This is a genomic window from Mycobacterium sp. NGS54 (assembly GCF_059812465.1).
Genome location: NZ_JCALCS010000008.1, coordinates 352,624 through 378,958 on the forward strand (window position 1 = coordinate 352,624; position 26,335 = coordinate 378,958).

General features: G+C 68.1%; 30 protein-coding genes. 8 read left to right on the plus strand and 22 right to left on the minus strand.

From position 1 onward, the window contains the following. Positions 1-158 precede the first annotated feature (158 nt). Complete coding sequence (locus tag AC5Y5E_RS26350) at positions 159-650, plus strand: type II toxin-antitoxin system Phd/YefM family antitoxin (RefSeq protein ID WP_499906253.1); 492 nt, start codon at positions 159-161, stop codon at positions 648-650. Positions 651-672: 22 nt separating this feature from the next. Here the strand turns inward: AC5Y5E_RS26350 and AC5Y5E_RS26355 are convergent, their stop codons facing one another. Beyond that, on the minus strand, positions 673-1,317 hold the full coding sequence (locus AC5Y5E_RS26355; RefSeq protein ID WP_499906255.1) for a TetR/AcrR family transcriptional regulator: 645 nt from the start codon (positions 1,315-1,317) through the stop codon (positions 673-675). Positions 1,318-1,425: 108 nt separating this feature from the next. On the opposite strand from AC5Y5E_RS26355, the gene AC5Y5E_RS26360 reads away from it, so the two are divergent. From AC5Y5E_RS26360 to mhpA, 3 genes are read left to right on the plus strand one after another with little or no spacing between them, the layout of a single operon-like run. Next, entirely contained in the window at positions 1,426-2,553 is a 1,128-nt protein-coding gene (locus AC5Y5E_RS26360) for a VOC family protein (RefSeq protein ID WP_499906257.1), read from the plus strand. Continuing rightward, positions 2,550-3,485, plus strand: a complete 936-nt coding sequence (locus AC5Y5E_RS26365; RefSeq protein WP_499906259.1) for a fumarylacetoacetate hydrolase family protein — start codon at positions 2,550-2,552, stop codon at positions 3,483-3,485. Before AC5Y5E_RS26360 ends, AC5Y5E_RS26365 begins: the two co-directional genes overlap by 4 nt. Next, entirely contained in the window at positions 3,482-5,008 is a 1,527-nt protein-coding gene (gene mhpA, locus AC5Y5E_RS26370; protein WP_499906261.1) for a bifunctional 3-(3-hydroxy-phenyl)propionate/3-hydroxycinnamic acid hydroxylase MhpA, read from the plus strand. Before AC5Y5E_RS26365 ends, mhpA begins: the two co-directional genes overlap by 4 nt. Positions 5,009-5,086: 78 nt before the next feature. On the opposite strand, the gene AC5Y5E_RS26375 is transcribed toward mhpA, so the two are convergent. From AC5Y5E_RS26375 to AC5Y5E_RS26410, 8 genes are all read right to left on the minus strand, one after another. Then, positions 5,087-5,971, minus strand: a complete 885-nt coding sequence (locus tag AC5Y5E_RS26375; RefSeq protein ID WP_499906263.1) for a universal stress protein — start codon at positions 5,969-5,971, stop codon at positions 5,087-5,089. A 165-nt stretch (positions 5,972-6,136) separates the two neighbouring features. Continuing rightward, on the minus strand, positions 6,137-7,039 hold the full coding sequence (locus AC5Y5E_RS26380) for a formate/nitrite transporter family protein (protein WP_499906265.1): 903 nt from the start codon (positions 7,037-7,039) through the stop codon (positions 6,137-6,139). Then, entirely contained in the window at positions 7,036-7,305 is a 270-nt protein-coding gene (locus tag AC5Y5E_RS26385) for a hypothetical protein (protein ID WP_499906267.1), read from the minus strand. The genes AC5Y5E_RS26380 and AC5Y5E_RS26385 overlap by 4 nt, the downstream gene beginning before the upstream one ends. Beyond that, positions 7,302-7,925 (minus strand): RNA polymerase sigma factor, encoded by a 624-nt coding sequence (locus AC5Y5E_RS26390; protein WP_499906269.1) that lies wholly within the window; start codon positions 7,923-7,925, stop codon positions 7,302-7,304. Before AC5Y5E_RS26390 ends, AC5Y5E_RS26385 begins: the two co-directional genes overlap by 4 nt. Positions 7,926-7,935: 10 nt before the next feature. After that, positions 7,936-9,003: an acyl-CoA dehydrogenase family protein gene (locus AC5Y5E_RS26395; protein WP_499906271.1), complete on the minus strand. Its 1,068-nt coding sequence runs from the start codon at positions 9,001-9,003 to the stop codon at positions 7,936-7,938. Then, positions 9,000-9,485 (minus strand): cyanase, encoded by a 486-nt coding sequence (cynS, locus tag AC5Y5E_RS26400; protein ID WP_499906273.1) that lies wholly within the window; start codon positions 9,483-9,485, stop codon positions 9,000-9,002. The genes AC5Y5E_RS26395 and cynS overlap by 4 nt, the downstream gene beginning before the upstream one ends. A gap of 21 nt (positions 9,486-9,506) precedes the next feature. Continuing rightward, positions 9,507-10,031: an OsmC family protein gene (locus AC5Y5E_RS26405; protein ID WP_499906275.1), complete on the minus strand. Its 525-nt coding sequence runs from the start codon at positions 10,029-10,031 to the stop codon at positions 9,507-9,509. Between the two features lie 328 nt (positions 10,032-10,359). Next, positions 10,360-11,196: a DUF3097 domain-containing protein gene (locus tag AC5Y5E_RS26410; RefSeq protein ID WP_499906277.1), complete on the minus strand. Its 837-nt coding sequence runs from the start codon at positions 11,194-11,196 to the stop codon at positions 10,360-10,362. Between the two features lie 212 nt (positions 11,197-11,408). Between AC5Y5E_RS26410 and AC5Y5E_RS26415 the strand changes: the two genes are divergently transcribed. After that, positions 11,409-11,696, plus strand: a complete 288-nt coding sequence (locus AC5Y5E_RS26415) for a DUF3349 domain-containing protein (protein WP_499906417.1) — start codon at positions 11,409-11,411, stop codon at positions 11,694-11,696. Between the two features lie 4 nt (positions 11,697-11,700). Here AC5Y5E_RS26415 and AC5Y5E_RS26420 read toward each other — a convergent pair whose 3' ends face one another. The 5 genes from AC5Y5E_RS26420 to AC5Y5E_RS26440 are packed head-to-tail and all read right to left on the minus strand — an operon-like array spanning position 11,701 to position 16,770. Beyond that, positions 11,701-12,771 (minus strand): ABC transporter ATP-binding protein, encoded by a 1,071-nt coding sequence (locus AC5Y5E_RS26420; protein WP_499906279.1) that lies wholly within the window; start codon positions 12,769-12,771, stop codon positions 11,701-11,703. A 2-nt stretch (positions 12,772-12,773) separates the two neighbouring features. Next, on the minus strand, positions 12,774-13,616 hold the full coding sequence (locus tag AC5Y5E_RS26425; RefSeq protein WP_499906281.1) for a carbohydrate ABC transporter permease: 843 nt from the start codon (positions 13,614-13,616) through the stop codon (positions 12,774-12,776). Beyond that, positions 13,603-14,529, minus strand: a complete 927-nt coding sequence (locus AC5Y5E_RS26430; protein WP_499906283.1) for a carbohydrate ABC transporter permease — start codon at positions 14,527-14,529, stop codon at positions 13,603-13,605. The genes AC5Y5E_RS26425 and AC5Y5E_RS26430 overlap by 14 nt, the downstream gene beginning before the upstream one ends. Beyond that, a complete protein-coding gene (locus tag AC5Y5E_RS26435; RefSeq protein ID WP_499906285.1) occupies positions 14,526-15,848 on the minus strand; it encodes an ABC transporter substrate-binding protein in 1,323 nt (440 codons plus the stop codon). The genes AC5Y5E_RS26430 and AC5Y5E_RS26435 overlap by 4 nt, the downstream gene beginning before the upstream one ends. Further along, positions 15,838-16,770, minus strand: coding sequence for a sigma-70 family RNA polymerase sigma factor (locus AC5Y5E_RS26440; RefSeq protein WP_499906287.1), 933 nt, complete (start codon positions 16,768-16,770; stop codon positions 15,838-15,840). Before AC5Y5E_RS26440 ends, AC5Y5E_RS26435 begins: the two co-directional genes overlap by 11 nt. Before the next feature lie 168 nt (positions 16,771-16,938). On the opposite strand from AC5Y5E_RS26440, the gene AC5Y5E_RS26445 reads away from it, so the two are divergent. Continuing rightward, positions 16,939-17,289, plus strand: a complete 351-nt coding sequence (locus AC5Y5E_RS26445) for a DoxX family protein (protein WP_499906289.1) — start codon at positions 16,939-16,941, stop codon at positions 17,287-17,289. A 6-nt stretch (positions 17,290-17,295) separates the two neighbouring features. Here the strand turns inward: AC5Y5E_RS26445 and AC5Y5E_RS26450 are convergent, their stop codons facing one another. The 3 genes from AC5Y5E_RS26450 to pncA all read right to left on the minus strand — a co-directional run bounded on the left by AC5Y5E_RS26450 (position 17,296) and on the right by pncA (position 19,406). Further along, a complete protein-coding gene (locus AC5Y5E_RS26450; RefSeq protein ID WP_499906291.1) occupies positions 17,296-17,934 on the minus strand; it encodes a hypothetical protein in 639 nt (212 codons plus the stop codon). 111 nt (positions 17,935-18,045) lie between these two features. After that, positions 18,046-18,846 carry a ketosteroid isomerase family protein gene (locus AC5Y5E_RS26455; RefSeq protein ID WP_499906293.1) on the minus strand — a complete coding sequence of 267 codons (801 nt, stop codon included), beginning with the start codon at positions 18,844-18,846 and terminating at the stop codon, positions 18,046-18,048. Further along, on the minus strand, positions 18,846-19,406 hold the full coding sequence (pncA, locus tag AC5Y5E_RS26460) for a pyrazinamidase PncA (protein ID WP_499906295.1): 561 nt from the start codon (positions 19,404-19,406) through the stop codon (positions 18,846-18,848). Before pncA ends, AC5Y5E_RS26455 begins: the two co-directional genes overlap by 1 nt. 96 nt (positions 19,407-19,502) lie before the next feature. On the opposite strand from pncA, the gene AC5Y5E_RS26465 reads away from it, so the two are divergent. Continuing rightward, a complete protein-coding gene (locus tag AC5Y5E_RS26465) occupies positions 19,503-20,489 on the plus strand; it encodes a DoxX family membrane protein (protein ID WP_499906297.1) in 987 nt (328 codons plus the stop codon). Between the two features lie 8 nt (positions 20,490-20,497). Here AC5Y5E_RS26465 and AC5Y5E_RS26470 read toward each other — a convergent pair whose 3' ends face one another. From AC5Y5E_RS26470 to AC5Y5E_RS26490, 5 genes are read right to left on the minus strand one after another with little or no spacing between them, the layout of a single operon-like run. Then, entirely contained in the window at positions 20,498-21,076 is a 579-nt protein-coding gene (locus AC5Y5E_RS26470) for an ATPase (protein WP_499906299.1), read from the minus strand. A gap of 12 nt (positions 21,077-21,088) precedes the next feature. Then, on the minus strand, positions 21,089-21,478 hold the full coding sequence (locus AC5Y5E_RS26475) for a TA system antitoxin ParD family protein (RefSeq protein WP_499883310.1): 390 nt from the start codon (positions 21,476-21,478) through the stop codon (positions 21,089-21,091). A 48-nt stretch (positions 21,479-21,526) separates the two neighbouring features. Further along, the gene (locus tag AC5Y5E_RS26480; protein WP_499906301.1) at positions 21,527-22,033 is read right to left on the minus strand and encodes a gluconokinase; all 507 of its coding nucleotides are present in this window, start codon (positions 22,031-22,033) and stop codon (positions 21,527-21,529) included. Beyond that, complete coding sequence (locus AC5Y5E_RS26485; RefSeq protein ID WP_499906303.1) at positions 22,009-24,006, minus strand: DUF7064 domain-containing protein; 1,998 nt, start codon at positions 24,004-24,006, stop codon at positions 22,009-22,011. Before AC5Y5E_RS26485 ends, AC5Y5E_RS26480 begins: the two co-directional genes overlap by 25 nt. Before the next feature lie 19 nt (positions 24,007-24,025). After that, positions 24,026-25,531 carry a carboxylesterase/lipase family protein gene (locus AC5Y5E_RS26490; protein WP_499906305.1) on the minus strand — a complete coding sequence of 502 codons (1,506 nt, stop codon included), beginning with the start codon at positions 25,529-25,531 and terminating at the stop codon, positions 24,026-24,028. Between the two features lie 80 nt (positions 25,532-25,611). Between AC5Y5E_RS26490 and AC5Y5E_RS26495 the strand changes: the two genes are divergently transcribed. Then, entirely contained in the window at positions 25,612-26,301 is a 690-nt protein-coding gene (locus AC5Y5E_RS26495) for a hypothetical protein (RefSeq protein ID WP_499906307.1), read from the plus strand. The last annotated feature ends 34 nt before the right edge of the window (positions 26,302-26,335 follow it).

Here is a 26,335-nt window from a genome sequence, read left to right on the forward strand (position 1 = left end):
CGCGTTCACGCGACGCCGCGCCACAAGGCTCTCCCTCCCCGGCCGACACGCCTGACCAGGCCATTGACACTGACCGCACGTACAGTCATATACTTGGGGATCGTCGGGTTGGCGGATCGCAACGCTCCCGGTCGGTGAACTACGGAGATCGGAGCGAAATGCCGGAAGTGATTGGCCTGGGCCAACTCCGGAGCGACGCGTGTGCGTATCTCGAACGGGTTGCCACCGGAGAGCCCCTCGACGTCGTCCGTCGCGGCAAGCTGGTGGCGCGGATCCTGCCGGTGGGCGACTGGCGGGTGGCTCCGATCCCGGCGCGATCCGTCAAAGCCCCGCCATCCGACGCGGGCGGCTGGGTCGGGCTCGAGGAACTGCGGACCCGCGCCGGGCAGTGCTTCGACCGGGTTGCGGCCGGCGAGACGGTCTATGTCGTCCGTGGCGGCCGGATATTGGCGCGGATCGTGTCCGCCGGCGACGCGGCCCCGTTTCCCCGCGATGCCGGTCGCCGGATCGAACTCGACGAACTGCGCAAGCGCGCGGGGCGCTATTTCGACAAGGTCGCGGCGGGCCAGACCATCGAGGTCATCCGCGGCGGCAAGCTGGTGGCGCACATCGTGTCGGCCACCGGGAACGACGCCCGAAAAGGGGCCTGACGGCCACCGACACCCGAAACCGCTAGGACTGGACGACAGAGTCGTCGGGCAGCGGACGTTGACATACCGCGCGCGCCTCCTCGGCGCTGAGCCCGAACAGACGCAGGACGCTTTCGGTGACGCTGTCGGCGGCCGCCTCGTCGTCGCGATCCGGGTTGTCGCGCAACAGCTTTCCCAGCCCTAGCAGGGCACCGCCCGCCATGAAGAGCGCGAGTTCGGGGTCGTCGACCGTGAACCTGCCCGTGTCGACGCCGGCCTTGATGTCACGCAGCGCCCGTGGGGCCAGGCCTCGATCGGAGGACAGCAGCGTTAGCCCGTTGGCCAGCAGGATGTCGCTCTCCCGCGGGCGTCGACGGAACAGCCGGCCGATCAACCGGAAGCTGGTGGCGAAGGTTTCCGCCGGGTCGTCGATCGACTCGGTCAACCGGTCCAGCATCGCTCCGTGCGCGTCAAGGACGTCGGCGACCGCGGCCTCGAACAGCTGCTCCTTGCTGTCGAAGTGGTTGTAAAAAGAGCCCATCCCCACGTCGGCCGCCTGGGTGATCTCCAGGACGGGCACGTTGAGTCTTCCTTCGGCGATCAGCCGCTGGGCCGCACCGATCAGCGCCGCCCTGGTGCGCTGCTTGCGTCGTTCCAGGCGGCTGGGCGGGTCGGGGTCTTCAGGCATCGCGCTCACCTTTCGTAGTATGCATCACTTTTGAGGATTTCGTCAGATAGGGCTTGACGGTGCGTCGCGAGTATGTGACGATTTCGTCAGTTACCTTGGAGATGGCCCATGAACACGACACCCGCCCACCGGGACCTGCACAGCGAGCAGGGAGCGCTGCCCGGCGAACATCCCGGACGCTGCCGCAATCCGGTGATCAAGGTCGCCGACCTCGCCTGGCTCGAGCTCGAAAAGCCCGACCTCACCCGCGCCGAGGCGTTCGCCCGCGCCTTCGGCTTCCAAACCGCGCTGCCGCACCCCGACGAGCTGCACCTGCGCGGGACGCAGGCCGGCGCGCCGTGCGTGCTTCTGCGCCGCGGGCCGCGCAGCCGATTCACCGGCGTGGCGTTCCGCGCCTGCGACGAAGCCGATGTGCTGCGCCTGGCCGACAAGGCCGGCGCCCCGGTGCGGCGGCTGCCGGAGAGCATCGGCGGAGTGGCGGCCGACCTCGTCGACCCCAGCGGCGTGCCGGTCCGCGTCGTCGCCGGCATGCACGAGCTGCCCGAGCTGCCCGGCCAGCGACCCCACACGTTCAACTTCGGATCCGACGCGCCACGGACCAACGCCACCCAACGCCCCCCACGCGTGCCCGCCAGGGTGCAGCGGCTGGGCCACCTGGTGGTCCAGTCGACGAAGTACCTCGAGGCGCTGGACTGGTACCTGTACAACCTGGGGCTGATAGTCAGCGACTTCATGTTCTTCCCGGGCCAGCGCGACCGCGGCCCGACCATGAGCTTCATCCGGTGCGATCGAGGATCGACTCCGGCCGATCACCACACGCTGGCGATGGCCCTGGGGCCGGCCAACCGTTACGTGCACTCGGCATACCAGGTCAGCGACCTGGACGCGCTGGCCGCCGGCGGCGAATACCTCAAGGACCGAGGCTATTTCCGCTCGTGGGGAATCGGCAGGCACATCCAGGGCAGCCAAATCTTCGACTACTGGCGCGATCCCGACGGTTTCCTGGTCGAGCACTTCGCCGACGGCGACCTGTTCGACAACACCCTCGAACCGGGATGGGCGCCCTTCAGCGCGTCCGGACTGGCCCAGTGGGGGCCGCCCGCGACCAGGGACTTCCTCGGAACAGACCTGAAATCGGTTCCCCGCGAGCTGGTTTCGATCATCAGCGCGTTGCGCGCACGCAATGAATTCGATGTCAACCGCGTTGCCGGCCTACTGAAAGTACCCACCTCATGACCGTTTCCGTGCTGCACACCTTCGACGCTTGGTTTCTCAAGACCCCCGACGGCGCCGTCAAGATCGACACCGCCGCCACCACCACCGGGGCCCTCCTGGCCGACCGCGACGGGCTCGCCGCCGCCGCGGGCGGCGAGCCCGTCGCGGTGGACAGCCTGGCATTGGTCTCCCCGGTCACCCGGCCGTGCCGGGTGATCGCACAGATGACCAACTTCGCGTCACACGTCAAAGACGCCGGGATGGACCCGACATCCATTCCGCTGACGTTCTTCCGCAAGGCGTCGGCGTCGATCACCGGTCCGTTCGACGAGATCGTCAAACCCGCGCACGTCAGGTTCCTCGACTACGAAGTGGAGATCGGGCTGGTCATCGGTCGCGAAGTCCCCATCGGCACAACGATTTCCGAAGCCAACCTCGCCGAATTCATCGCCGGGCTGGTCGTGACGAACGACGTTTCGGCGCGCGACATCCAGCTTCCCCAAACCCAGTTCTACGAGGCCAAGTCCTATCCGACGTTCACGCCGGTCGGTCCGGAGCTGGTGCTGCTGACGGCCGAGGAGCTCGACCGTTTCGGTGATCTGCGGCTGCGGCTGAGCGTCAACGGGCAGGAACGGCAAAACGCGCTCGTCGACGGCGACATGCTCTATCGGCCGCTGGAAGCGCTGCAATCGCTCACCCAGTTTCAGGAACTGGCTCCCGGCGACCTGGTGCTCACCGGAACCCCGGTCGGCACCGCGCTCAGCGCGCCGCCCAAGCCGGTGCAGATGATCTCGAACCTGTTGCCGCCTGCGGTGAAATGGAAGATGTTCTTCAAAGGTCAGGCCGGCAACCGCAACTACCTCAACGACGGCGACGTCGTGGAGGCGTCGGTGGCCACCGACGACGGGGCCATCGATCTCGGCACGCAACGCACCGAAGTCCGGTTCAAGTGAGCGAGAACGCCGTTCCGCACGTTCCGGTGGTGATCGTCGGCGCCGGACCGACCGGTGTCACGGCGGCCACCCTGCTGGCACAGCACGGGGTGGACAGTCTGATCCTCGACCGCTGGCCCGACGTGTACCCGCAGCCGCGCGCCGTGCACCTGGACGACGAGATCTATCGCGTCATCGCGCGACTCGGCATGGCCGACGAGTTCGCGGCGATCTCGCGGCCCACCCTCGGTTTGCGGTTGGTGGACAACCGGTTCCGGGTGCTCGGCGAGTTCCACCGCGAGCCCAGCCAGAGTCGGAACGGGTTTCCCCAGGCCAACATGTTCGACCAACCCGAGTTCGAGGTGTTGCTCCGCGCGAACCTCAAGCGGTATCCGAACGCCGAGTTGCGCGGCAACGCCGAGGTCACCGCCGTAAGCGGCACCGGACGAGGCGCCCGGGTCACCTTCAGCGACCGAACCGATGGCCGGGTGCACCATATCGACGCCGACTATGTGTTGGGCTGTGACGGCGCCAACAGCATCGTGCGCACCGAAATGGACTCGACCATGCGGAATTTGAAGTTCGAGCAGCGGTGGCTGGTGGTCGACATCGCCAGCGACTCCGACCTGCGGCAGTGGGACGGGGTGCACCAGGTCTGCGACCCGGTGCGCGCCGGAACCTACATGCGCATCGGACCCGGCCGCTATCGGTGGGAGTTCCGGTTGCTGGACGGCGAAACCTCCGACCAGTTCGGCACCTTGGCGGCGTTGCGACCGTTGATCGCGCCCTGGGTCGCCGAGGTTGCCGACTCGGAGATGACGCTGCTGCGCGTCACCGAGTACACGTTCCGCGCGCAAATCGCCGATCGGTGGCGCCGCGGCAACGTCTTCATCCTCGGTGACGCCGCGCACCTCACTCCCCCATTCATCGGGCAGGGCTTGTGCGCCGGAATGCGGGACGCGGCCAACCTGGCCTGGAAGCTCGCCGGGGTCCGCAACGGCACGCTCGACGCGAGCGTTCTCGATTCCTATGAGCAGGAACGCAAGCCGCACGCCCGGCACATGATTCGGCTCGCGCTGGGCGTCGGGTGGGCGATGAGCGGCGGCGGGCGGCTGGGCAGCGCGGCGCGCCGTTTGGTGCTGCCCGGGCTGCGGCTGATCCCCGGCCTGCGCGACAAGGTGATCGACTCGACGACACCGGCGCTGCGGGCCTCCGCGCTGGTGTTCAAACCGCGCCGACCGCGCCCGCTGGCCGGCACGCTGTGCCCGAACCCCTTGCTGCCCAACGGTCGGCGGCTCGACGACGTCGTCGGCACCGGTTTCGCGTTGATCACCGCAAGCCAGCCCAGCGCCGGCGACGAGGCCCTCTTTCGGCGCCGCGGCGTCGCCGTCGTGGCCGCCGAACCCGGCAGCGCGCTCGAAACGTGGCTGCGCGGTGGCCGCGCCACCGCGGCGTTGGTGCGCCCCGACCGGACGGTCATGCGCGCGGGTCGCGACCTCCCCGCGCTATGCGGATGGGCGGCCACCGTCCTGCACGCGCGCTGAACCGCTGAACCGCCGAGCAGACGCAGAATCGCCCGGCTTCAGCGTGCGATTCTGCGTCTGCTCGCGGGGGGAAAGGCGCTAGGCCACCGGCGCCGGCCTGGCGACGATCACCGGAATTCGGACCGAATGCAGCAGCGTGTTGCTGACGGAGCCCAGCAGCATGCCCGTGAGACCACCCCGGCCGTGGCTGCCGACCACGATTAGTTGGGCCGATTCGGCCGCCTCGATGAGGTGGTGCGCCGGCCGGTCGCGCACGATCACTCGGCGCACCGTCACGTCCGGGTAGCGTTCGCCCCAGCCCGCCAGGGCTTCGCCGAGGCTGCGCTGCCCCTCCTCCTCCACGGTCGCCCAATCCAAGAACGGCACCTCGGTCGTGACGTCACTCCACGCGTGCAACGCGACCAGGTCGACGCCCCGACGGGAGGCCTCGTCGAACGCCAGCTCGGTCGCGTGTTCGGACGTCGGCGAGCCGTCGATTCCGACCAGGACCGGAGCGTTCTGGTCCGGCAGATCCTCGTCACGGATGACCGCCACCGGACACGTCGCGTGCCGCGCCACGGTCGAGCTGACCGAACCGAGCACGCCGCGGGCCAACAAGCCCCGCCCGGAGGTGCCCACGACGACCATTTCCGCCTCGTCGGACATCTCGATCAGGGTCGGCGCCGGGGTCGAGTACACCAATTCCCGGCCGATGGCGACCTTTCCGTCCTCCGGCATCGCATCCTCGGCGATCTTCATGGCGTGCATGATGGCCTTCTTGCCGTCGTCCTCCAGCCGTACCGCCAGCGATTCCGGGTACGGAACCGGCGGCCAGGTCGCGGTGGGGGTGGCCACCGCGTGGACGACGGTCAGTGGAACGTTCCGCATTGCCGCCTCGCGTGCCGCCCAGCACGCGGCGGCATTCGATGCGGGCGAGCCGTCGACCGCGACGACGACGCCCAGGCGTTTCACGGATTCAGACACTTTGTTCTCCCTTCGTCACCAGCGACGCTATCGGGAGGCGGGGGTCTCGGTCGTGAGGCTTTAGTCCTCAACCTCCGGGGACATAGGGCTGTCCCCGGAACCCGTTGGGGCCGTTGAGTTCCCCGAGATGTAACCGCTGCGTCACTCGCCAGTCGCCGGAGACGTTCAGGTCTGGCGCCGCTGCAGCTGCGCGATGACCCAAAAGGGTAACGCCACGAAGACAGTGCCGCCGATCAGATTGCCCACAGTGGTGACGCCGATGTTGGTGAGCAAGCCATCGTGGCCGAAGCCCCAGCTGATCCCGGCGCGCGGTGCGGCGTGATGAAACAGGTTGAGCAACAAGGGAAGCCCAAGAAATCCGACATTCGCGATCACGTGCTGGGTGCCGCCGATCACAAAGGCGAAGGGCCCGTAGAACGCGAATGCCATCCGCGCCACGTCGCTGCGGGCCTTGAAGAACATGCACATCGCGGTCTGCAGGAACCAGGTGCACACCACTGCCAGCAACAGCGCGGTGCCGACCGGCTGGCCGGCCTTCAGGGCGCCGACGGTTGCCGCCCGCTCGGCGAAGGCACCCAGATACGGGCCTCCGGCGGCACCGCAGAGCGTGACGAACACAAACGCACCGGCAATATTGCCGATGAGGCCGACGGCAACCAGCCACGCGTAGCCACCGACGCTCATGGTGTGCTTGAGCACGGCAAGCAACCCCGCGGCCATGTCCGCGGTGATCAGCGACATACCCGACACCAGGATCAGCACGAAGGACATGCCGAACGCCAAGCCCATCAGCAGGCTCGCGACCCCCGGGGTCTTCACGCCGGTGCTCACGACCAGTGCGAGCAGCACCCCGAAGGCCACCATCGCGCCGCCGACCACGGAACGCATCAAGAACGCCCACGGATGCGCGGCCTTCTCCACCGCCATGGCGGCCACCCGGTCCACCATGGCGCCCACGCTCAGCGGCTCGAATGGGTCCTCGGCGGTGACCCTGGAAGCCAAGGGAACCAGGGTGTTTTCCGTCGGCACTTGCCTGTCCAGTTGCGGCACTTGCGCGTTGATCGTCATGCGTGTCGGCCCTTTCTGAAGTCGTTGATCGCGTTGATAACCCCGGAAATGTCCTCGTCGCTGAGCTTCTCCCCGTCAAACACGTGGTTGAGCAGGATCTTGAGGTCGAGCATTTGTTGCAGATAGACGAGGCACGGCGGGCACTCCTCGAGATGCTTGGCGACCACCGCTCCCCACTGCTTCGGGTCGGCATCGACGAGGTCGTCGACGAGCCGAACGAAGTCGACGCAGTCGATGGCGGGGACCATGTTGTCGTAGACGGTCATCGTTGATACCGCTTTTCCAATTCGTTTCGGAGATTTCCCCGGGCGCGGTAGAGCAAAGCGCGCTGCGCCTCGGCGGACAGCTCAAGGATTTCGGCCGCCTCGTCGGCCGACGTGCCGACGAGATCTCGCAAGATGATCAGCTGACGTTGGCGCTCCGGCAACGCAACCAGCGCCGCCCGCACGAATCCGACGAGCTCGCTCGCCACGGTTTGGTCCTCGGGGAGAAAGCGTCGCGACGGCGGGACACTCCAGTGCCCGGCATCGCGGTGCCCCGCAGGGTGCATGCGGCCCGACAGCGGGTCGTCGGCCTCCGCGGTGGCGAGCACCTCGTGGTCGCGAATCCGGGACTCGCGCCGGCGGTGCCGCCACGCGGTGTTCCTGACAATGCCGAACAACCACGTGCTCACCGAGGAACGTCCCTCGAACGAATCCGATGACTGCAGCACCTGGACCCAGGCCTCCTGCACCGCTTCTTCGGCCACGCCGGTCGAATTAACCATGGTGCGAGCGAAATTCACCATCGGCACGTGGAAGTCGCGCACCAAGCTGGCCAGCGGAACGCCGCCCACCAGGTGTTCGGATTCGGCGCCCTCCGGTGGCACCGCCACCGGAGTCACCATCGACCCACGCTCAGGCGCATCCGGCGAGTTCCCAGCGCAGTTGCGCTTCCGACGGAGATTGAACGGGGATGAACGCCGCCTCGCGGTACCGCCGACTCGCCGACGTCCTGCTCGCGTACCCCTTGCCTCCAGCGGTCCGGATCTCCAAATCGGCGCTGGCGCTGGACAGTTCCGCAGCGGTGAGCCGCAGCGAAAGCAACTCTTTCTTGCCCGGCGCCCTCGTCCCGCCGACGGCTGCGGCCAGCCGCGCCAACGTCGACTCCGCCGAGGCGAGGTTGCCGGCGATCCGGTCCACATCGGCGGCAAAGACCGCATTGACGCCCGTCAGGCCGAGTCTGCTTTGTTCCACGGTGGTTCTCGTCAGCCCCAGACACATGGCCGATTGCAGGACAAGGAAAGTCGGGCGCACCGCCCTCAGAAACCGGTCGAAGTCTCGCGATAGCACCTGCTCCGCCGCTACGTACGCCCCTTGCAGCTTCAGGTACGACGAGGCGGTGCTGCCCATTGCCAACAAGTCGAAGTGATCGCCCACGACGACGCCCGGCGTAGTCAACGGCACTGCCACGATCAGCTTTTCACCGGATTCGGTGCGGGCCGCGGTGACCATTATCGAGTCGGCAAAGAGGTTGCTGGCCCACCTGATCGGGCCAGACACCTCGTAGCCGTCGTCGACCGGTGTGGCGGTCAATTCAAGGCTCCCGCATCCCGCGGCTTCCTTGAACGCCGCAGCCATGCCGGTGACCCCGAGCGTGGTTCCGGCGAGCAACGGCTCTGCGGCCGCCGTGCCGAAAGGTGTTGCGGCGCTGAGCAGGTACTCGACCGTCATCCGGTGGGCCCATAACGAGAACCCCGTGCTCATGCACTCCCCGGAGACCCGCCGGATGACGTCGGCCATGTCGGGGAGCCTGCCGTCGGCGTTACCCGGTGCGCCAATGCCCAGGAGTCCGGCCGCGCCCAGCGCGGCGAAGCTGCGCCGCGAGTGGTGCTCACCGCGGTCCAGCGCCCCGGCGTGGGCCCGGATGTCCTCTAACAATTCGAGATCCAATTGGCCGGCCTCGGGATCCATGGTCGCCGTCATTTCATTACCTCCTGGGCCTGCTGGGCAGCGTGCCGCCACGCGTAATCGAGGAACTTTCCGTCGAACGTGACGACCACCCTGTCGCCGGCTGGGTGGGGGCGTCGTTCAACGGTCATCTGGAAGTTGATAGCGCTCATGATGCCGTCACCGAACTCCTCGTGGATGAGTTCTTTGATGGCCGGACCGTATACCGCCAGTGCCTCATGAAAGCGGTAGATCGTGGGATCGTTCACCATGGCCGGATCGGATCCTCGATACGGCATCAGCTGCAGAACCGCGATCGCCTCATCGTCGAGGTCGAGAAGCGCTGCGACGGTTGCTGCGTCGCCGGCCGAAAGCGGATGCTGGCCGAGCAGGGCAGCAATGGCCCACAACGGGTCCTTGCCGATCGATTCGGCGATCTTCGCCCAGCTCAAACCGTGTTTGACGCGAGCCAGCCGGATGACCTGCGCGAGGTCGCTTTTCGTCAGTGTTGTTGCCACAGTTAGTGTCCCCCACCATGCCTATTCGGTAACCGGGGTCGATACGACGCTTACCGGGTTTTGGAACGTGTTGACCACGGGCGACCAGGCGATCGCGTTGTCGTGGATCTCCTTGAGGGTCGCGTCGTCGGCATCGCCGGCAAGGGTTACCTTGCAGCGCACCGCGCTGAAACCAAGGCGTTTGCCCTCGGGTGTGTCGCCCACCCCCCACACCGCGGAGATGTCGATGTCTCCTTCCATCTCGACCTCGATCTTGGTGAGGGTCACGCCCCGGTGGGTGGCGTTGGCCAGCAGGCCGACCGAGACGCAAGACCCCAAGGCCGCCAGGGCGGTTTCGGAGGGATTGGGCGCCGAGTCGTCACCCAGAAGCGCGGGCGGCTCGCCCACCAGCATCGGCGCTAGGTCGCGCACGTAGGTCATGTTGCGAAACCCTGCCTCACAAACCGTCGTGGCTTGCAGCGTCTTCTTTCCCGTGTCGGGGTTCGCCTTGGCGTTGCACGACAGCCGGTCGAGCCCTTCCGCATCGATGACGAGTGCGTCGGTCATGCACTTCCTCCGTTTCCTGCTGATTATTGGTTCTTCACGGATTTAGTTCTCATCCACGACCGATGCGTGACGGCGGGTGAGATTGTTTTACGTTGACGACACAAGACATCACTTGCCCGAAACATCACGGGCCCCGCGCCATTACGGGCATGTTCCGGTGTTGCTCGGGTGAGCAGACTCCGCAGGATGTAGTGGCATTCGTTTGACCGCGAGCGCTACCGCAGGGGTAGCTACCGTGATGTGGCCGCCGCGACAATTGAGCGGTCGCCGGCGGTGAGTCGCCTCAGCAGGCGAATAAAATCCAGTCGATCTTTTTAGTACGCGAGATTCAGGGGGAAGGCGGTTCTGTCACGAAGTCGATGAGTTCCTCGACGCGGCCGATGAGCGCCGGTTCCAGGTCGTTCCAGTCGCGCACGCTCGAGCGTATGCGGCGCCACGCCCGGGCGATATCGGCCTGGTTGGCGTGCGGCAGGCCCAGCGCCTCGCAGGCACCGTGCTTCCACTCGACGTGCCGCGGGACCTCCGGCCAGGCCGCCAGGCCGAGGCGCTGCGGTTTCACGGCCTGCCAGATGTCGACGTAGGGGTGGCCGACGACCAGGGTGTCTCGCCCGCCCGGTCCGCGGCGCACCGCCTCGGCGATCCGCGTCTCCTTCGAACCCGCGACGAGGTGGTCGACGAGGACGCCCAGCCGGCGCCCCGGGCCGGGCCCGAACTCCGCCACGATGTCCACCAGATCGTCTATGCCACCGAGGTGCTCGACGACGACACCCTCGATGCGCAGATCGTCGCCCCATACCTGTGCGATCAGTTCGGCGTCATGGCGGCCCTCGACGTAGATCCGGCCCGCCCGGGCAACGCGGGCTCGCGCGCCGGGCACCGCGACTGAGCCGGACGCCGTCCTGCCCGCGGTGGCGGGTGCCGCGCGGCGCGGCGCGGTGAGGATCACCGGGCGCCCCTCGAGCAAAAAGCCCGGGCCGAGCGGAAAGCCGCGGGTGTGACCGTGCCGGTCCTCCAGGTCGACGCGGCCGTATTCCACTCGCACCACCGCTCCGACGTAGCCGGTTTCGGCATCCTCGACGACCAGCCCGAGATCGGCCGGGTGCTCGGTCGAGCGGGGCTTGCGCCGGCCCGCGGCGAGGACATCAGTTCCATAGCGATCAACCACCCGGCCATCCTAGGAAGCGTTGCGGCCAAACAGGGTTGCGGCGCGCCACCCTGTCGAAATTGGTAAACCGCTAAGGGTTCGGCCGCAAGTCTGAAAAATCCATAAATTAGTCGTAAGTAACTGCGTGGTATTACCGGGCTGATGGCGTTGCCGCTGCTAGGTTGCTAAGTGCCGCTAATGCACAGCGTGTGGCGGTGAGCGAGGTGGACGTCATGGACCTGTCCCATTGGGTTTCGAGCATCGTCGCTTTTTTGCGCGCCGGGTACCCCACCGGCATGCCGGCGACCGGTTTCGCGCCGCTGGCGGCTTTGTCGCACCGGCGCGTATCGAACGACGAGATCAACACCATCACAAGAGAACTCATCATGCGCAGATGTGCGCCGATCAGCAGCGCCGATGTCGGGGTGGCGATCACCCACGTCACCAACGCGATGCCCTCCGACGATGACATCGCGCGCGTGCAACGTCGGCTGCACGCGATCGGGTGCGCGAGCGCATAGCTGCTCAACAAATTCTGCGGCCATCGGTGCCGAAGAAGTGCAAGTGCCCGGGTTCGGGATGCAGGCGCACCCGGCTGCCCTTCTCCGGCGGTTGACGCCCGTCGGCGCGCGCGACGACGGGTTGGCTGATCACCTTGCCCGACCCCGTGATTCGGCCGTAGAGATAGGCATCGGCCCCCAGCTCCTCGACCACGTCGACTTCCATCTCGACGCCGAGGCCGCCCAGTTCGAAGTGTTCGGGGCGGACCCCGACGACGACCTCGCCTGCGGTACCGTCGATCTCACGCGGCACCGGGATCGGCCAGTCCCCCAGCGACACCGAAGAGTCCACGATCGGCAGGGTGAACAGGTTCATCGCCGGGGACCCGATGAACCCCGCGACGAATACGTTTTGAGGGTTGCGGTAGAGCTCGCGCGGCGTCGCAAACTGTTGCAGCACCCCGTCGCAGAGCACGGCGACCCGGTCCCCCATGGTCATCGCCTCGACCTGGTCATGGGTGACGTACACGGTGGTGGTGCCGAGCCGTCGCTGCAGCGCGGCGATCTGGTTGCGGGTCTGCACGCGCAACTTGGCGTCGAGATTGCTCAAAGGCTCGTCCATCAGGAAAACCTGCGGGCGCCGCACGATCGCTCGCCCCATGGCCACCCGCTGACGCTGCCCGCCGGACAGGTCTTTGGGCTTGCGATCCAGATAGGGCTGCAAGTCAAGCAGTTTCGCCGCGGCCAGAACCTGTTCGCGAATCTCGGCTTTCGGGGTCTTGGCGATCTTCAACGCGAAGCCCATGTTCTGCGCCACGGTCATGTGCGGGTAGAGCGCGTAATTCTGAAACACCATGGCCACATCGCGATCCTTGGGGTCGACGTCGGTGACGTCGCGGTCCCCGATCCGGATGCGCCCGGCGTCCAGCGTCTCCAGTCCGGCCACCATCCGCAGCGAGGTCGTCTTGCCACAGCCGGACGGTCCGACCAGGACGACGAATTCGCCGTCCCCGACGTCGAGATCGAGGCTGTCCAGCGCGGGCCGATCCGCACCCGGATAGCGCCGCGTCGCCCGCTCGAAACTGACCGATGCCATGGCTATCCGTTCATTCCGGTGACGGCGATGCCGCGGACGAAGGAGCGCTGGGCGAAGGCGTAGATGACGACCAACGGCACCATGATCAGCATGGAGGTGGCCATGATCACCGGCCAGCGGGCGACATATTCGCCGCGCAGCCTGACTAGGCCGAGCGTCAGCGTCGCCAGGCTGTTGCGCTGAATCATCAACAGCGGCCACAGGAAGTCATTCCAGACGTTGACCCAGGTGAGCACCGCGAGCACCAGCACCGCCGGCCGGGCGTGCGGCAACAGGATGCGCCAGTAGATCTGCCACGGGGAACAACCGTCCAGGATCGCCGCCTCCTCGAGCTCGGTCGGCAGCGTGCGGAAGAACTGCCGCATGAGATAGGTGCCGAAGGCGCTGCCGAACAGACCCGGCACGATCATCGCCCACGGGGTGTCCACCCAGCCCAGGGTTCGCATCAGGATGAACTGCGGGATCACCGTCACCGTCAGCGGCACCATCAGCGTGCCCAGGTACAACACGAACAACGTCTCCCGGCCCCGAAACTGCAGTCGCGCGAACGCATATCCCGCCAGCGAGCAGAAGAAGACCTGCCCGGCCGTGACGCACCCGGCGTACAGCACGGTGTTGAAAAACATGCGCCAGAACGGCATCAGCGAGAACACCTCGGTGTAGTTGGACCACCGCGGATGCGCCGGCAAGAGCCGTGGCTCGGTCACCTCGCCCTCCCTTTTCAGCGAGCCGGACACCGCCCAGGCGATCGGGAACAGCCAGCACCACGCGATCGCGATCAGCGCGGTGTACACCAGCACGGCGCGAAAGACGTTGCGCTTGAACACCCGCTCAGCCAAGACCACCGGAAGCCTCCAAAGAACGCTGCCGCGTGAGGCGCAACTGCACCACGGTCAGCACCAGCAAGATCGCGAACATCACCCAGGCCAGCGCCGACGCGTAGCCGAATTCCAGGAAGGAGAACGCATGCTGGAACAGCATGATGCCCAGCACATAGGTCGCGCTTTCGGGCCCGCCGTTCGCGCCGTTGAGGACGTAGACCATGTCGAACGCCTGGAACGCGTGGATGATCGAGATCACCACCACGAACGACATCGCCCCGCGGATCAGCGGCACCGTGATGAACGCGAATTGCCGTATCTCGCCCGCGCCGTCGATCCTGGCCGCCTCGTAGAGGCTTTCGGGAACCCCCTGCATCGCCGCGAGCAGGATGACGGTGGCGAACGGAACGCTGCGCCAGACGCTGACGATGCACAACGAAACCATGGCCCACTTGGGGTCGACCAGCCACGGGACCGGCCCGATCCCGACCCAGCCGAGCATGATGTTGAGCAGCCCGTTGTCGGTGTTGAAGACGAACTGCCACACGACCGCCATCACCACCGACGAGATGGCCAGCGGCAGGAAGACGATCGTGCGAAAAACGCCGATGCCCTTGACTTTCCGATTCAGCACACCGGCCACGACGAGGCTGATCAGGATGGTCGGCACGACGGTGCCAAGGGTGAAGATCACGGTGTTGCGGATCGCGATCAAAAACAACGGGTCAGAGGTGAACAGCTCTTCAAAATTCTTCAGGCCCACGAACTTCGGTGGCCTGAAGACGTCCCACCGCTGGAAGCTCATGTAGAGCGAGAATCCGAGCGGAAACAGCATGAACACCGCGACCGCGGCCAAATTGGGTGCGACGAACAGGCGACCGGCGCGGGCGCGTCGCCGGGACGGACCGGACACCGTGGGCGTGTCAACCGATGTCATGGCGTGCGCAGCACCTCGTCGAGCGCGGGCGACAGCGCGGTCAGCGACGTCGCCGGGCGGGATCCGCGCAGCACGGGTCCGAAGCTACGGTCCATCAGGGCGACGATCTTTTCCCACGCCGGGGTGACCGGCATCCCGTCCGACGACGCCGGTCCCTGGGTGAGCACGTCGAGGTTGCCGATCCTGTGGTGCGATTCGGCAAATCCGACCGAGTTGAGCGCGGAGCGCAGCACCGGCACGAACAGGGTGGATTCACCGGTCAGCGCCTGGCCGACGGGGCCGGTCGCGAACTTCACAAATTCCCACGCCTGCTCCTTGCGTTGACTGCTCGCCGAGATGGCCAGCCCGGTGGAACCGATGTTGGAGCGGGCGGCCTGTCCCGTTCGGCGGGGTCCCACCGGCAACGGCGCGACATCGAAATCCAGGCCGTCGGCTCGAATGAACGTCTGGTATCGCCAGTGGCCACCGAGCGCCATCGCCGCCTTGCCCGCCGCGAACAGATCGGGCGTGGACATCGACTGCACCTCGGATGCGTTGGGCGCCACCCTGTGCTTGTTGGCCAGGTCGGCGTAGAACTGCACCGCCTCGATGAAGGCGTCGTCGCCGAAGTTGAAGTGGACGGGGTTCGTCAGCGGGGTGGACCACGGCACCCCGTTGTTCATGGCGAAAAGCCCGGCCGAGTAGTACGAAACAAACATGTTGACGAAGCCCCATTGAGTGGTGCGCCCCGATCCGTTTCTCTTGGTCAGGGCGCGGGCGTTGTCGAGGAATTCCGCGAAAGTCCACGGCCGCTCCCACGTTCCGGGCGGCGACGCGACGCCGGCCTCGGCGAAAAGCCGTCTGTTGTAAAACAGGAAGTTTCCGGACCATTGCTCCGGGAGTGCGTACTGGCCCCCGTTGAACGCGAAGGTGTCGTACAGCGACTCGATGCCGTCTGACTTCAGTTCCGCCGCGAAGGCCTGATCGCGACCCAGCATGGTGTTGAGGTCCAGCAAGACCCCGCGGTCGGCCAGCTCGGCGTAGGTCAATTCCCACGCCATGAGCACATCCGGGCATTTGCCGCCGGCGCAGAACGTCGACAACTGCTGCATCACGCCCGGCGCGGATAACACCGCCCGGACCTTGATGTCGGGATGGCGGCGCTGGAATTCCTCGACGATGCGCATCCTGCGATCCCGCTCGTCGGGATTGGCGGCGAAGAAGAAGGTCAGCGCGTCGTCGTCGGGAGCGCAGCCGACGGTCCAGGGCGCCAGCGACGCCGCGGTGAGCGCGCCGGCGCCGCGTAGCACTCCTCGTCGCCCGAACGGCTTATCGAGCATGGTGCTCCCGATCTTGCCCGGTAACGGGGAGCGTGAGAACGGCCCGGCGCAGCCGGTCGGGATCGCCGGTGATGTCGATGGTGTGGATGCGGTCGTCGGGGCCGATGGCGATCCGCAGCATGGCCTGCGCGCGCCCGCGCGGCGCGAGCACGACGCCGGGGACGCCGTCGATGAGCAGCACCACACCGGACCGCGCGCGCCGGGTGAAGCGTCGGGTCTCCTCGGCCACTTCCCGCGCCCCGCGCACCTCGGTCGGCACGTCGGCGGGGACCAGCGCCGGGTCGACCCGGCGCACCACGTCGGGAGCCAGCAGCTCGAGCAGGGTGGCGATATCGCCGCCGCGGGACGCTGCCAGAAACGCCTCGACGACCTCGAGGTGCCTGGCCGCGCGGGCCGGTTCGACCGCCGGACGGGCGTGCAGGCGCCCGCGGGCCCGGCTTGCGAGTTTCTTCGCCGCGGCCGGCGACCGGTCCAGCAGGGCGGCGACCTTCTCGAACGGCATGGCGAAGACGTCGTGCAGCACGAACGCCACCCGCTCCGCGGGTGAGAGCCGGTCGAGCACGACCAGCAGCGCGCTGCCGACCGAGTCCGCCAGCAGCGCGCCCTCGTCAGCCGGCGCCGACGCGGTCCCTACGAGGCGGTCCAGCTCGGTGGGATCGCCGAGCGGTTGCTCGGCGCGGCGCCCCCGCGCCCGGAGCTGGTCGATGGCGGCGTGGGCGGTGATGGTGGTGAACCAGCCGGTGAGGTTGTCGATGTCCGCGAGGGCTTCGAATCCGCTGCGGCTGGCCTTCAGCCACGCCGACTGGACCGCGTCGTCGGCGTCGGCCGCCGACCCGAGCAGCTGAAACGCGACCGACCTCAGGTGTCGTCGGTCCGCGTCGAACCGTTGCGCGATATCCGCCAGATCCTTCGGTGCGCTCATGGGTCACCTTTTCCGCACGGGAGTCGTCAAGAAGGTGACCGCATCCATCGAACTCTCTGTCGCAAAGGAGACCAGCACCATGACCCTACCGATTGTGCGCCGCACCGCGCGCTGCGGCCATCCGGCTCGCCGCTGCGGAAACACCTGTCGGACAAGGGATTGACGAAAATGCATGCCGCCTACATCGCCGTCACGCTGACAACCGCCGTCGTCACCGCCGCCGTAGCCGTGGCCGACCTGATCCCCGCTGGATTCGTCCTGGCGAACTCGGCCGAGGTGGGGGTGCCGCGCTCGTGGTTGCCGCCCCTGGCGGCGGTGAAGCTGGCCGGGGCCGCCGGACTCGTTGTCGGGCTGGTGGGCTTGCGCCCGTTGGGAATTGCGGCCGCCGCCGGCCTGGTCATGTTCTTCGTCGGCGCCGTGGTTACTCACCTGCGGGCACGCGTCTTCTACAACATCGCGTTTCCCGGTGCCTACCTGTGCCTGTCGGCGGCCACACTGGCGTTGACGGTCGCGCGCTGAACCCTGCTAGGCGGGCAACCGGTCCTTGATGAGCTGGTCCTGTTTGCGGGCCATGTCCAGCACGACGTCGCGCGGGGCGGGATCGTTCGGCGCGCTGTCGAATTCCAGGTCGACGCCCACCCTTCCCTCGGCGAACGTCACATACGTCACCGATTTGGAGTTGTCGGGGGACGTCCCCACCGCGATCAGGCCGTTAGTCCCGACCTCGAATGGCTGGGGGGTCCCGGTGACGTATTTGCCGTACGACGACGCGCGCTCTTTGGCCTGCTGTGCGGCGGTCGTCGGGTCGGTGAAGACCACGACGAGGTCGTCGATGCTCCGCGTCCGATCGGGGTTGGCGTACGTTACGCCGGCTCCGGCGATGCCGCCGGGGTTCTGCACGGGCGGCGCCGTGGTCGCGGTGTCGGGCCCGATGTCGCTCGCCTGCAACAGCAGGTAGGTGTAGTCGCCCAGCGGGGCAACCCCGGACGGCGGCGCGCTGGACGTGGTGGTCGATGCCGCCGAACTCGACGGCGTCGTGGTGGACGACGCCGGCTTGGACGAGCTCGACGAGGAAGACGACGTCGTGGTCACCGTGCAGGCCGTTCCTACCGTCAGGACGGCGGTGAACGCCACGCCCACTCCGAAGATCCGCAGCACACCCATCGCCCGCCTCCATTCAGTGACAGCTATTTCTACGGCAGTATCACTTGCCTGACAAGACATAGAAACATCCGGCACTGGCTAACTTCTCTCCGCCGGGAACAATTGGTGCCCTCAGGCGGGGAAGTACCGGATCCGGTCGATCGCGTTTCCCGGCCAGGCCACGTCGACGAGCACGATGCCGCGCCCATGAACCGAGCTGACCGAAACCGCGACGGTGGTCCTCGCGCCGATCACCTTGGCCCAGCCGGCCCCGTCGAGCTGTTCGACGAGTTCGGCGACATCGAGCCGGTCGTTGTCGCCCAAAGTTATTGCGGCCGTTGGCGATAGTGAGCGCAGGGCGGTGGATGTCTCTTTCCGGGCGACGGCGCCGAGGAAGGCCTCCGCGACACGCTTGCGCCGCGCACCGACGCGCCGAAATCCGGCAAGAAAGCCGGTGGTCCCCCGGAATCCCTGATTGGCCAGCAAGTCGCGCGACAGTTGCACGGCCGGCGACGCCGCCCGCGTCCCGGCCCGCAGGAACTGCAGCATCATGGCGGGCAGCTCCCAGTAGGCCCGCAAATGGGCGATCTTCCAGCGGCCGTTGTCTTCTCGGAGGTCGTAACGCAGGACGGCGGGTATGTACATCGTCACCCTCGAGCCCATCGACACCTCGAGCTCGAGGTCGCGCAGCACGGCGGTGCCGACGACGATGTCGACGTCGCGGTGGAACTTGATGTCGCGGGGCCCGATGAAGGTGTCGTAGAAGCGGCCGATCTGCGAATGCCCGACGTGCGGGCGCGATCCCACCGGGTCTTCGATGCGTCCGTCGCCGGTGAACAGCCCCACCCATCCGGCGCGGTCGTGCGCCGCGGCGGCCTGCGGCGAGCGCTCCACGGCGGCGAGCAGGCGCTCGCGATCCAGGGGCACCACCATCACGGGCCGCCGACCAGCTCGATGCCCAGAGTTCGCATCTCCGCCAACGCTTCGGCGGCCGAATCCGCCGCGACGGCCGCGGTCAGGTCCACCAGCACCCGGGTGGTCAGGCCGGCCCTCGCAGCGTCCTCGGCGGTCCGCCGCACGCAGTGGTCGGTGGCGATGCCGACCACGTCGACCTCGTCGACGCCGCGCCGGCGCAGCCACTCGAGCAGCGGGGTCCCGTCGGCGTCGGCGCCCTCGAAGCCGCTGTACGCCGCGGCGTAGTCGCCCTTGCGGAACACCGCCTCGATGCGGCCGGTGTCGAGGCCGGGGTGAAAATCCGCGCCGCGGCTGTCCGCGACGCAGTGCGGGGGCCAGGTCGACCGGTAGTCGGGGTGCTCGGAGAAGTGCTCGCCGGGGTCGACGTGGAAGTCCGCGGTCGCGACGACGTGGTCGTAACCGGGGTTGCCGGCGAGATAATCGGAGATGGCGGAAGCCAGCGCCGCACCGCCATTCACCGCCAGCGAGCCGCCCTCGCAGAAGTCGTTTTGCACGTCGACGACGATCAACGCCCGCACGCGCTCCACCATATCGCCGGACCCGTGGGAGGCGCGGCGAGCAGGGGCGATAGCCCCGGCGGTTTGCGTGCCGGGCGGCCGGGTAACCCAGCTGCCATGTTGATCCGCAGAATCGCGAGGCCCCTGCTGTCGGCGGTGTTCATCGGCCAGGGAATCGACTCGCTGCTCAATCCCAAGCCGGCGGCCGAAGCCGCGGCGCCGGCGGTCGACGGTCTTCGCGCCCTGCCGGATCCGGTGGGGAGCAGCATTCCCAGCGACCCGCAGACGTTCGCTCAGATCAATGCGGCCGTCCAGATCGGCGGCGGCTTGCTGCTCGCCATCGGCAAGGCGCCGCGCGTCGCCTCGGCGGCGCTCGCCTTCACGGTGCTACCGGCCAACCTCGGCGCGCACATGTTCTGGAGCGAGAGCGACCCGCAGCTGAAAGCCCAGAAGCGCAAGGACTTTCTGACCGACCTCAGCCTGGTGGGCGGACTGATGATCGCGTCCGCCGACACGGCCGGCAAGCCGTCGTTGGGCTGGCGGGGACGCCGGGCCGCGGAACGGCTCTCCGAGCGGGTGTCGTCGGCGCTGCCCGGATCTGACGACGGCGAACTGACCGAGCTCGGGGAGAAGATCGTGCACGGCCTGCAGGTCGGCGCCGAACGCGGGCGGGAACTGGCCAGCACCGCCGCCGAAAGGAGCGCCCCCTACGCCGAGGCCGCCCTCGAACGCGGCCGCGAACTCGCCAGCACCGCCGCCGAAAGGAGCGCCCCCTACGCCGAGGCCGCCCTCGAACGCGGCCGCGAACTCGCCAGCACCGCCGCGGAAAAGGGCGCCCCACTGGCCAAGAAGGCGCGCAAACGCGGCGAGGAACTCGCCAGCACGGCCGCCGAAAAAGGCGCACCGTTGGCGAAGAAGGCGCGCAAGCGCGGCGAGGAGCTCGCCGACACGGCGCGGGACCGCGGCGTGGAGCTCGCCGAGATCGCGCGCCTGCGCGGCATCGAGTTGGCCAACACGGCGGCCGCGCGGGGCAGCGAACTGGCCGACACCGCCCGCGACCGGGTGGGCGACGTTCCGACCCGGCGGCGCCGGCGCCCCTGGTAAGCGCGTATTCAGCTCGGCCAGCGCGCCGACAGTTCCTTTGGCGCCCATTCCGGCCAGTCGGGCGATCCGACGAGCGCGCCACCGCTCAGTTGGGCGACGATGCGCGGCCCACGCAGGCGACTGTTGTCGTAGACCGTTGCGATGTCGGATAACGCGACGGCGTCCGCGACGAGCGCCCCCAACCGGCGGTGCCGCTGACGGATTTTGTCCTCGGGCACGCGGTGGCCGCCGGCCAGCACGCGGTGCCGGACCCGCTCGACCGCAAGGTCTTCCGGGACGAGCAGCGCGTGCAGGACGACGGTGAAACCCTCGCCGCGCGCGCGGCGGATCAGGTCCAGCTTCGAGGGATGCGAAAAGACCGTCTCCGCAATGAAAGACCGGCCCAGCTCGATCAACTTGGCGCGCGTGTCGGCGGCGATTTCCGCGGCCTCATACGAGTGCGACGCCGGGTCCTCGGGCCAGCGTTGACGAGCTATCTCGTCGGCGTTCACGACGAAGCTTCGGGGCAACAGCGGCGAGAGGGTGAAGGCGATGAACGTCGACTTGCCGGCGCCGTTCGGCCCGACCACCAGGTCCAGGCGGTTCATCGACCCGCGCGGTCAGCGCTTGCCCGAAAGCACCACCTCGGTGCCATCGGGCCGGTACTCGACGATGTCGCCGGCGTCGTTGAGGGCCACCGTGGTGATCCCCTGCCCGGCCAGGGCCGCCCCGTAATTGGTGCGCGCCAGGCTTTCCTCGATGGCGGCCGAGATCTCGGCGTTGAACACGACACCCTCCTCGACGGTGAGTTCGCCGAGCGCCAAGTGACCCGCCAACGCCGCTTCCACCCGCCGCCGAGAGCTGGTGTGCTGACTGGATACCGCGCGGCCGACCCGCGCCCAGTGGTCGAGTTGCTGCTTGGCCGACCGGCTCTGGCGGGCGCCCTCGGACGCCGCACTGTCCATCAGGTCGGCGGCAACCCGCGTGACGCGATCGAGAGCCTCTGCCATGACCTTCCTCCGCTCCTGCAGCATTCCGCTACAGACTGTAGCACAATGCTACATCATGAATGCACCGACGATCGCGTCGACGGGTTGGCCGGCGCCCAGGGTGACGCCCGCCTCGTCGGCGCCGAGGGGCTCCAACGCGTCGAACTGGGATCGCAGCAACGCGGCCGGCATGAAATGGCCCGACCGCCCGGCCAGCCGGCCCCCGATCAGTTCCGGTGAACCGGCGAGATGCAAGAACTCGGCCTCGGGGCAGTGGGCCCGGAGCTGGTCGCGGTATTTGCGTTTGAGCGCCGAGCAACTCGCCACGCCCCCGTCGCGGTGGCCGGCCAACCACTGCCCGACCCGTTCGAGCCAGGGGTAGCGGTCGTCGTCGTCGAGCGGTTCACCGGCGGTCATCTTGGCGATGTTCGCCGGCGGGTGCAGGGTGTCGGCGTCCACGAACGGCACCCCCAACCGTCGCGCCAGCGCCGTCCCCACCGTCGACTTGCCCGATCCCGAGACGCCCATCACCACGACGGGTGGCCCGGCCGCTAATCCGCGAGGTTGCGGTTCCATTCCACCCAACCGACACCGCTGCGGCCGTCCGCGGTTTTGACGCTGACCCACGCGCGCGGGAACTGGCTCACGCGCCCGTCCTTGGCGACCATGCGTACCGGGGCGTGGCCGCGCACCGCGATGTCCGCGGTAATGTCACCGGGGTTGAGGTCCACGGTCGCGTTCAGCGGTAACCCGTTGTCGCCGAACGATTCCCGCGACGCGACGGCGTCCAGTTCGGTGACGTTGCCGGTGGCGTCCTGCACGTAGCCGATGCCGAACGTCGGCGCGCCCGGGATGCGGATGTTCACGCCGTGCAGGTGGGTGCCGTCGTCGAGGTGCAGCGCGCTCCAGATCCAGTCCATGCTCCACCAGTCGCGCACTCCCCACGAGTGGTCGCGCTGCCCGGGAACCGAATCGACACGGTAGGTGGTGTCGCCGATCGTGACGGTTCCCGAGACGGTGCAAGGGATTTCGTAGCGCGTCGTCACCCGGTACTTGTACGGTGCGCCGTCGGTGGCCCACTCCAAGTTCATCGTCATTTCGACCGGAGTGCCCGGCTCGCCGCGCAACAAGGCCGACGGGTCCGGGTAGGCCTGGGCCTGCCCGCGCACGTCGACCCGATAGGCCTGAAGTGGGACGCGGGCGGAGTGGTCCAACTCGAAGGCGTCGGTGCGCAACGCCCACGGGTCCGCCGGCAGCGGGATCTCGGCGTCGACGGCGACGGTCGCCATGTCGGTGCCGCACAGCAGAACGTGCACCAATGCGGTCTGCTGGTTGGCGATCAGGCCGAGGCGAAACCAGCCGCCCAATCCCTGTGCCGCGTCGGCGAAGTCGGCGTACCAGCTCTCGCTCCACAACGGCTCATCCGTCGGGGCGTGGGCGAGCTCATCGTCGTCCGACGGCCGCAGCGGCTCCGGCTTTGCCGCGGCGGGCAGCGTGGCCAGCGCGTCGGTGTCGAGCACGTGTTCGCAATTGCGTTGCAGCATCGTCATGAACATCCGGTCGCCGCGGTCGGTGCGCTCCACCAGCATCGACGAAATGATCGCCATCATCACGCCGAAAAAGCTTTGGCGCCGGACACCTTCGCGGACGTCGGCCAGGCTGACCGGGGCCTCCGGGCCCAGCGCGTCGTGATAGGCGCGCAGCAGTTCGTCGTAATGGTCCCGCCGGTCCTGCCCGCGCAACGCGCAACCGAGGAAGTACGCCAGGTCCGTGAACGCCGGACCCCAGGAAACCGTCTGCCAATCGACCACGGTCAGCGCGCGGTCGGCCCCTTCGGTACCGAACAGCATGTTGTCCAGCCGGTAGTCGCCGTGCACCAGGCCCCGGATCCGGCCCGGCTCCGACTCGGCCGCGATGTAACCGTCGAACGCGGCGACCAGGCGCTCGCACACGACGCGGTGCTCGGGCGCGATCTGGTCGCCATACCGGTCGACAAAGCCGGCGTACAGCGACGCTATCATCGCCTGGTTCAAAGGCGTTTCGCGATTCAGCCACGGCGCGTCGGCCAGCGACGGGTCCCCCAGCAGCGGGCCGTGCAGGCGCCCCAATTCGACGACGCCGATGCGGGCCTGTTCCGGTGTGGCACCGGCGATTTCGTCGCCCACGACCGCGGGCCCGGCGTCGCCGAGCAACAGATCGAACACGCCCGTGGCGGTGTCGACGGCCGCGTGGTAGCACGGCGCGATCGGGCCGCCCAGGCGCGGCGCGATGTCGCCGTAGAAGCGGACTTCGCGCTCGTAGAGGCCCAGGGCCGAGCCCGTCTGCCGGCTCACCGGATCGGAGGCCGCGACCTTCAGCACCACCGACTCCGGTCCTCCGGCACCGGCGTCGACGTAGGTGAGCCGCACGCGGTAGCACTCGCTCATCTGTCCGGTGCCGATGCGCTCCACGGCGAAGTCGGCAATGGGTCCGGAGCCGATCGCGGCGGCCAGCCAGGAGGCGGTGAGGTTATCGGGTCGCTCGATGACTTGCTCGGTGTCGGCGTGCATGAGGGTCTAGCGTGCCAGGTCAACGCGCAAGTGAGAAGCCGTCCCAGGCGATCCGGCGGTGCGGGTGCGGATCGAACTCGATCCGGCTCTTGCGGTCGAACACCATCACGGCGCGGTCGTCGCGGGTGTAGACGGGCCAGTCGTCGCCCGGCGAACCCGTGCGACTGAAGGACCGCCACCGCCGCTGCACATGGTTACTGACCCGCAGCGCCGCGCGCCGGTCGGCGGCGGCGGTCAGCAGCGCACCGAACCGGGTGCGATAGACGTCGAACACGGCCAGTAGCTCGGTGGCATGCGTGGCGCCCAAGCCCGACCAGCGCAGCGTCCGCGGGGCGTAGTCGTAGCGGTAGAGGTAGGTGGGCGCGTGGTTGCCGTGGGCCTCGGCGATCTGCCAGGCCGCCGAGCTGAACGCGAAGTCGCCGCCGAGCTGAATGCAGGCCGAGGGCGCCGGGTAGTCGGGGTATGCGGCGGTAATCCGCTCGCGGGCAGCCGGTTCCGTGTCGGCGAGCAGCTCTTCGATCATCGATTCGTTCGTCGGCAGCATCTTGAGGAAGCGGGTGAACAGGCGGCCCTCCTCCGCGTTGGTGCCCACGATGAGCGGCACCTTGTGCGCCCGGCCTGACCGCATCGCCTCGACGGGGTCGGCGGGCAGGACGTCGTCGCCGACGACGGGACCGATCGGGAAGGCGCCCAGTCGGTTCTCCATGCCCTGATCGATCAGCCGGTGCTGCGTTTCCACCAGTTGCGCCGCGGACGCCCGCATCAACGCGTGCGCGCCGTCTTGCGGGCGCACGCCGAGCAGCCCGGCGAAGCGCTTGGCGAACTCGACGGCGATCTCCCGCGACCGCACCAGACCGGACGCCGGGCTTTCCGAGATCGCCTGTGCGAAGAGGCCTTCGGCGGCGGGCACGGCCAGCAACGTGGAGGTGATGCAGGCGCCCGCGCTCTCGCCGAAGATCGTGACATTGCCAGGGTCTCCGCCGAATTCGGCGATGTTGTCCCGGACCCACTGCAGCGCCAGCACCAGGTCGCGCAGGTACAGGTTGCTGTCGATTTTCGTGTCGCGCGTCGACAGCGACGACAGGTCGAGGCACCCCAGCACGCCCAGGCGGTAGTTGACCGACACGTACACGCAACCGCGGCGCGCCAGCGCGGCGCCGTCGTACAGCGGGGTGGCCGAGCTGCCCATGATGTAGCCGCCGCCGTGGATGAACACCATCACCGGCAGCGGCTCGTCCGCCGCGACCTCGGGCGTGACGACGTTGAGGGTGAGGCAGTCCTCGCTCATCGGCTGGTAGCGGCCGACGCCGAGCATGGTGTAGCGGCGCTGCTGCGGCGCGCAGTTGCCGAAGCCGTGGCAGTGCCGCACGCCCGACCACGGCGGCGCCGGCTGCGGCGCCCGGAATCGCAGCCCGCCCACCGGCGGGCGGGCGTAAGGGATGGACCGCCACCGGTTTACGCCATCGCGGGTGAACCCTTCGACGATGCCGGCGGTGGTGCGGGCGCGAATGGTGCGCTCATGCATACCAGTGACGGTAGCCGACACAACGGCGGTCGTGCGCGGCTAGCGATCGAATCGCGGGGCGTGGCGGCTAGCCTGGCGGGATGCGGATCGCCGCGCTGGTCGCCGTGCCATTGCTGGTCGCCGGATGCTCGCATCCTGGCGGCGACTCGGGGCAGCCGCAGACCACCACGCAGCCCTCGGCGAGGACTTCCGCGACCACATCCGTCGGACCGTCCGGCAGCAAACCCCCGGCGCCGTCCGGAGCGCCCGGGGACGGGGCCGCGATCTCCGACGTCATCGCCTGGATCGAGGCAGCTCACCCAGCCGATCCCGGCCGCTACCACAGCGCCGTCCGCGAGGGCGCCACCACGCCGCTCGGCAACGACATCGCCCTGACCGTGCAGGCGGGCAAAGTGTCGTGCATGACCGATTCCAAGCACACCGGCGCCGCGCTGGCGTGCCTGGTCGCCCTGACCAATCCCCCGCCCCGCCCGGACACGGCCTACGGCGACTGGAAGGGCGGCTGGGTGGACTTCGACGGAACGACCCTCCAGGTCGGGTCGGCACGCGCGGATCCGGGTCCGTTCCTCAACGGCAACGGGCCCGAACTGGCGAACGGGGATTCGCTGTCATTCGGCGACTACCGCTGCCGCGCCGACGATTCGGGCCTGCTCTGCGTGAACTACGCCCATCAGTCGGCGGTGCGATTCGCCGCCGCCGGCATCCAGCCGTTCGGGTGCCTGAAGTCGGTGCCACCGCCGGACGGGGTCGGCGCCGCGTTCGGCTGCTGAATTTGCTGCAACCGCTATTTCGGCGTGGGACCAT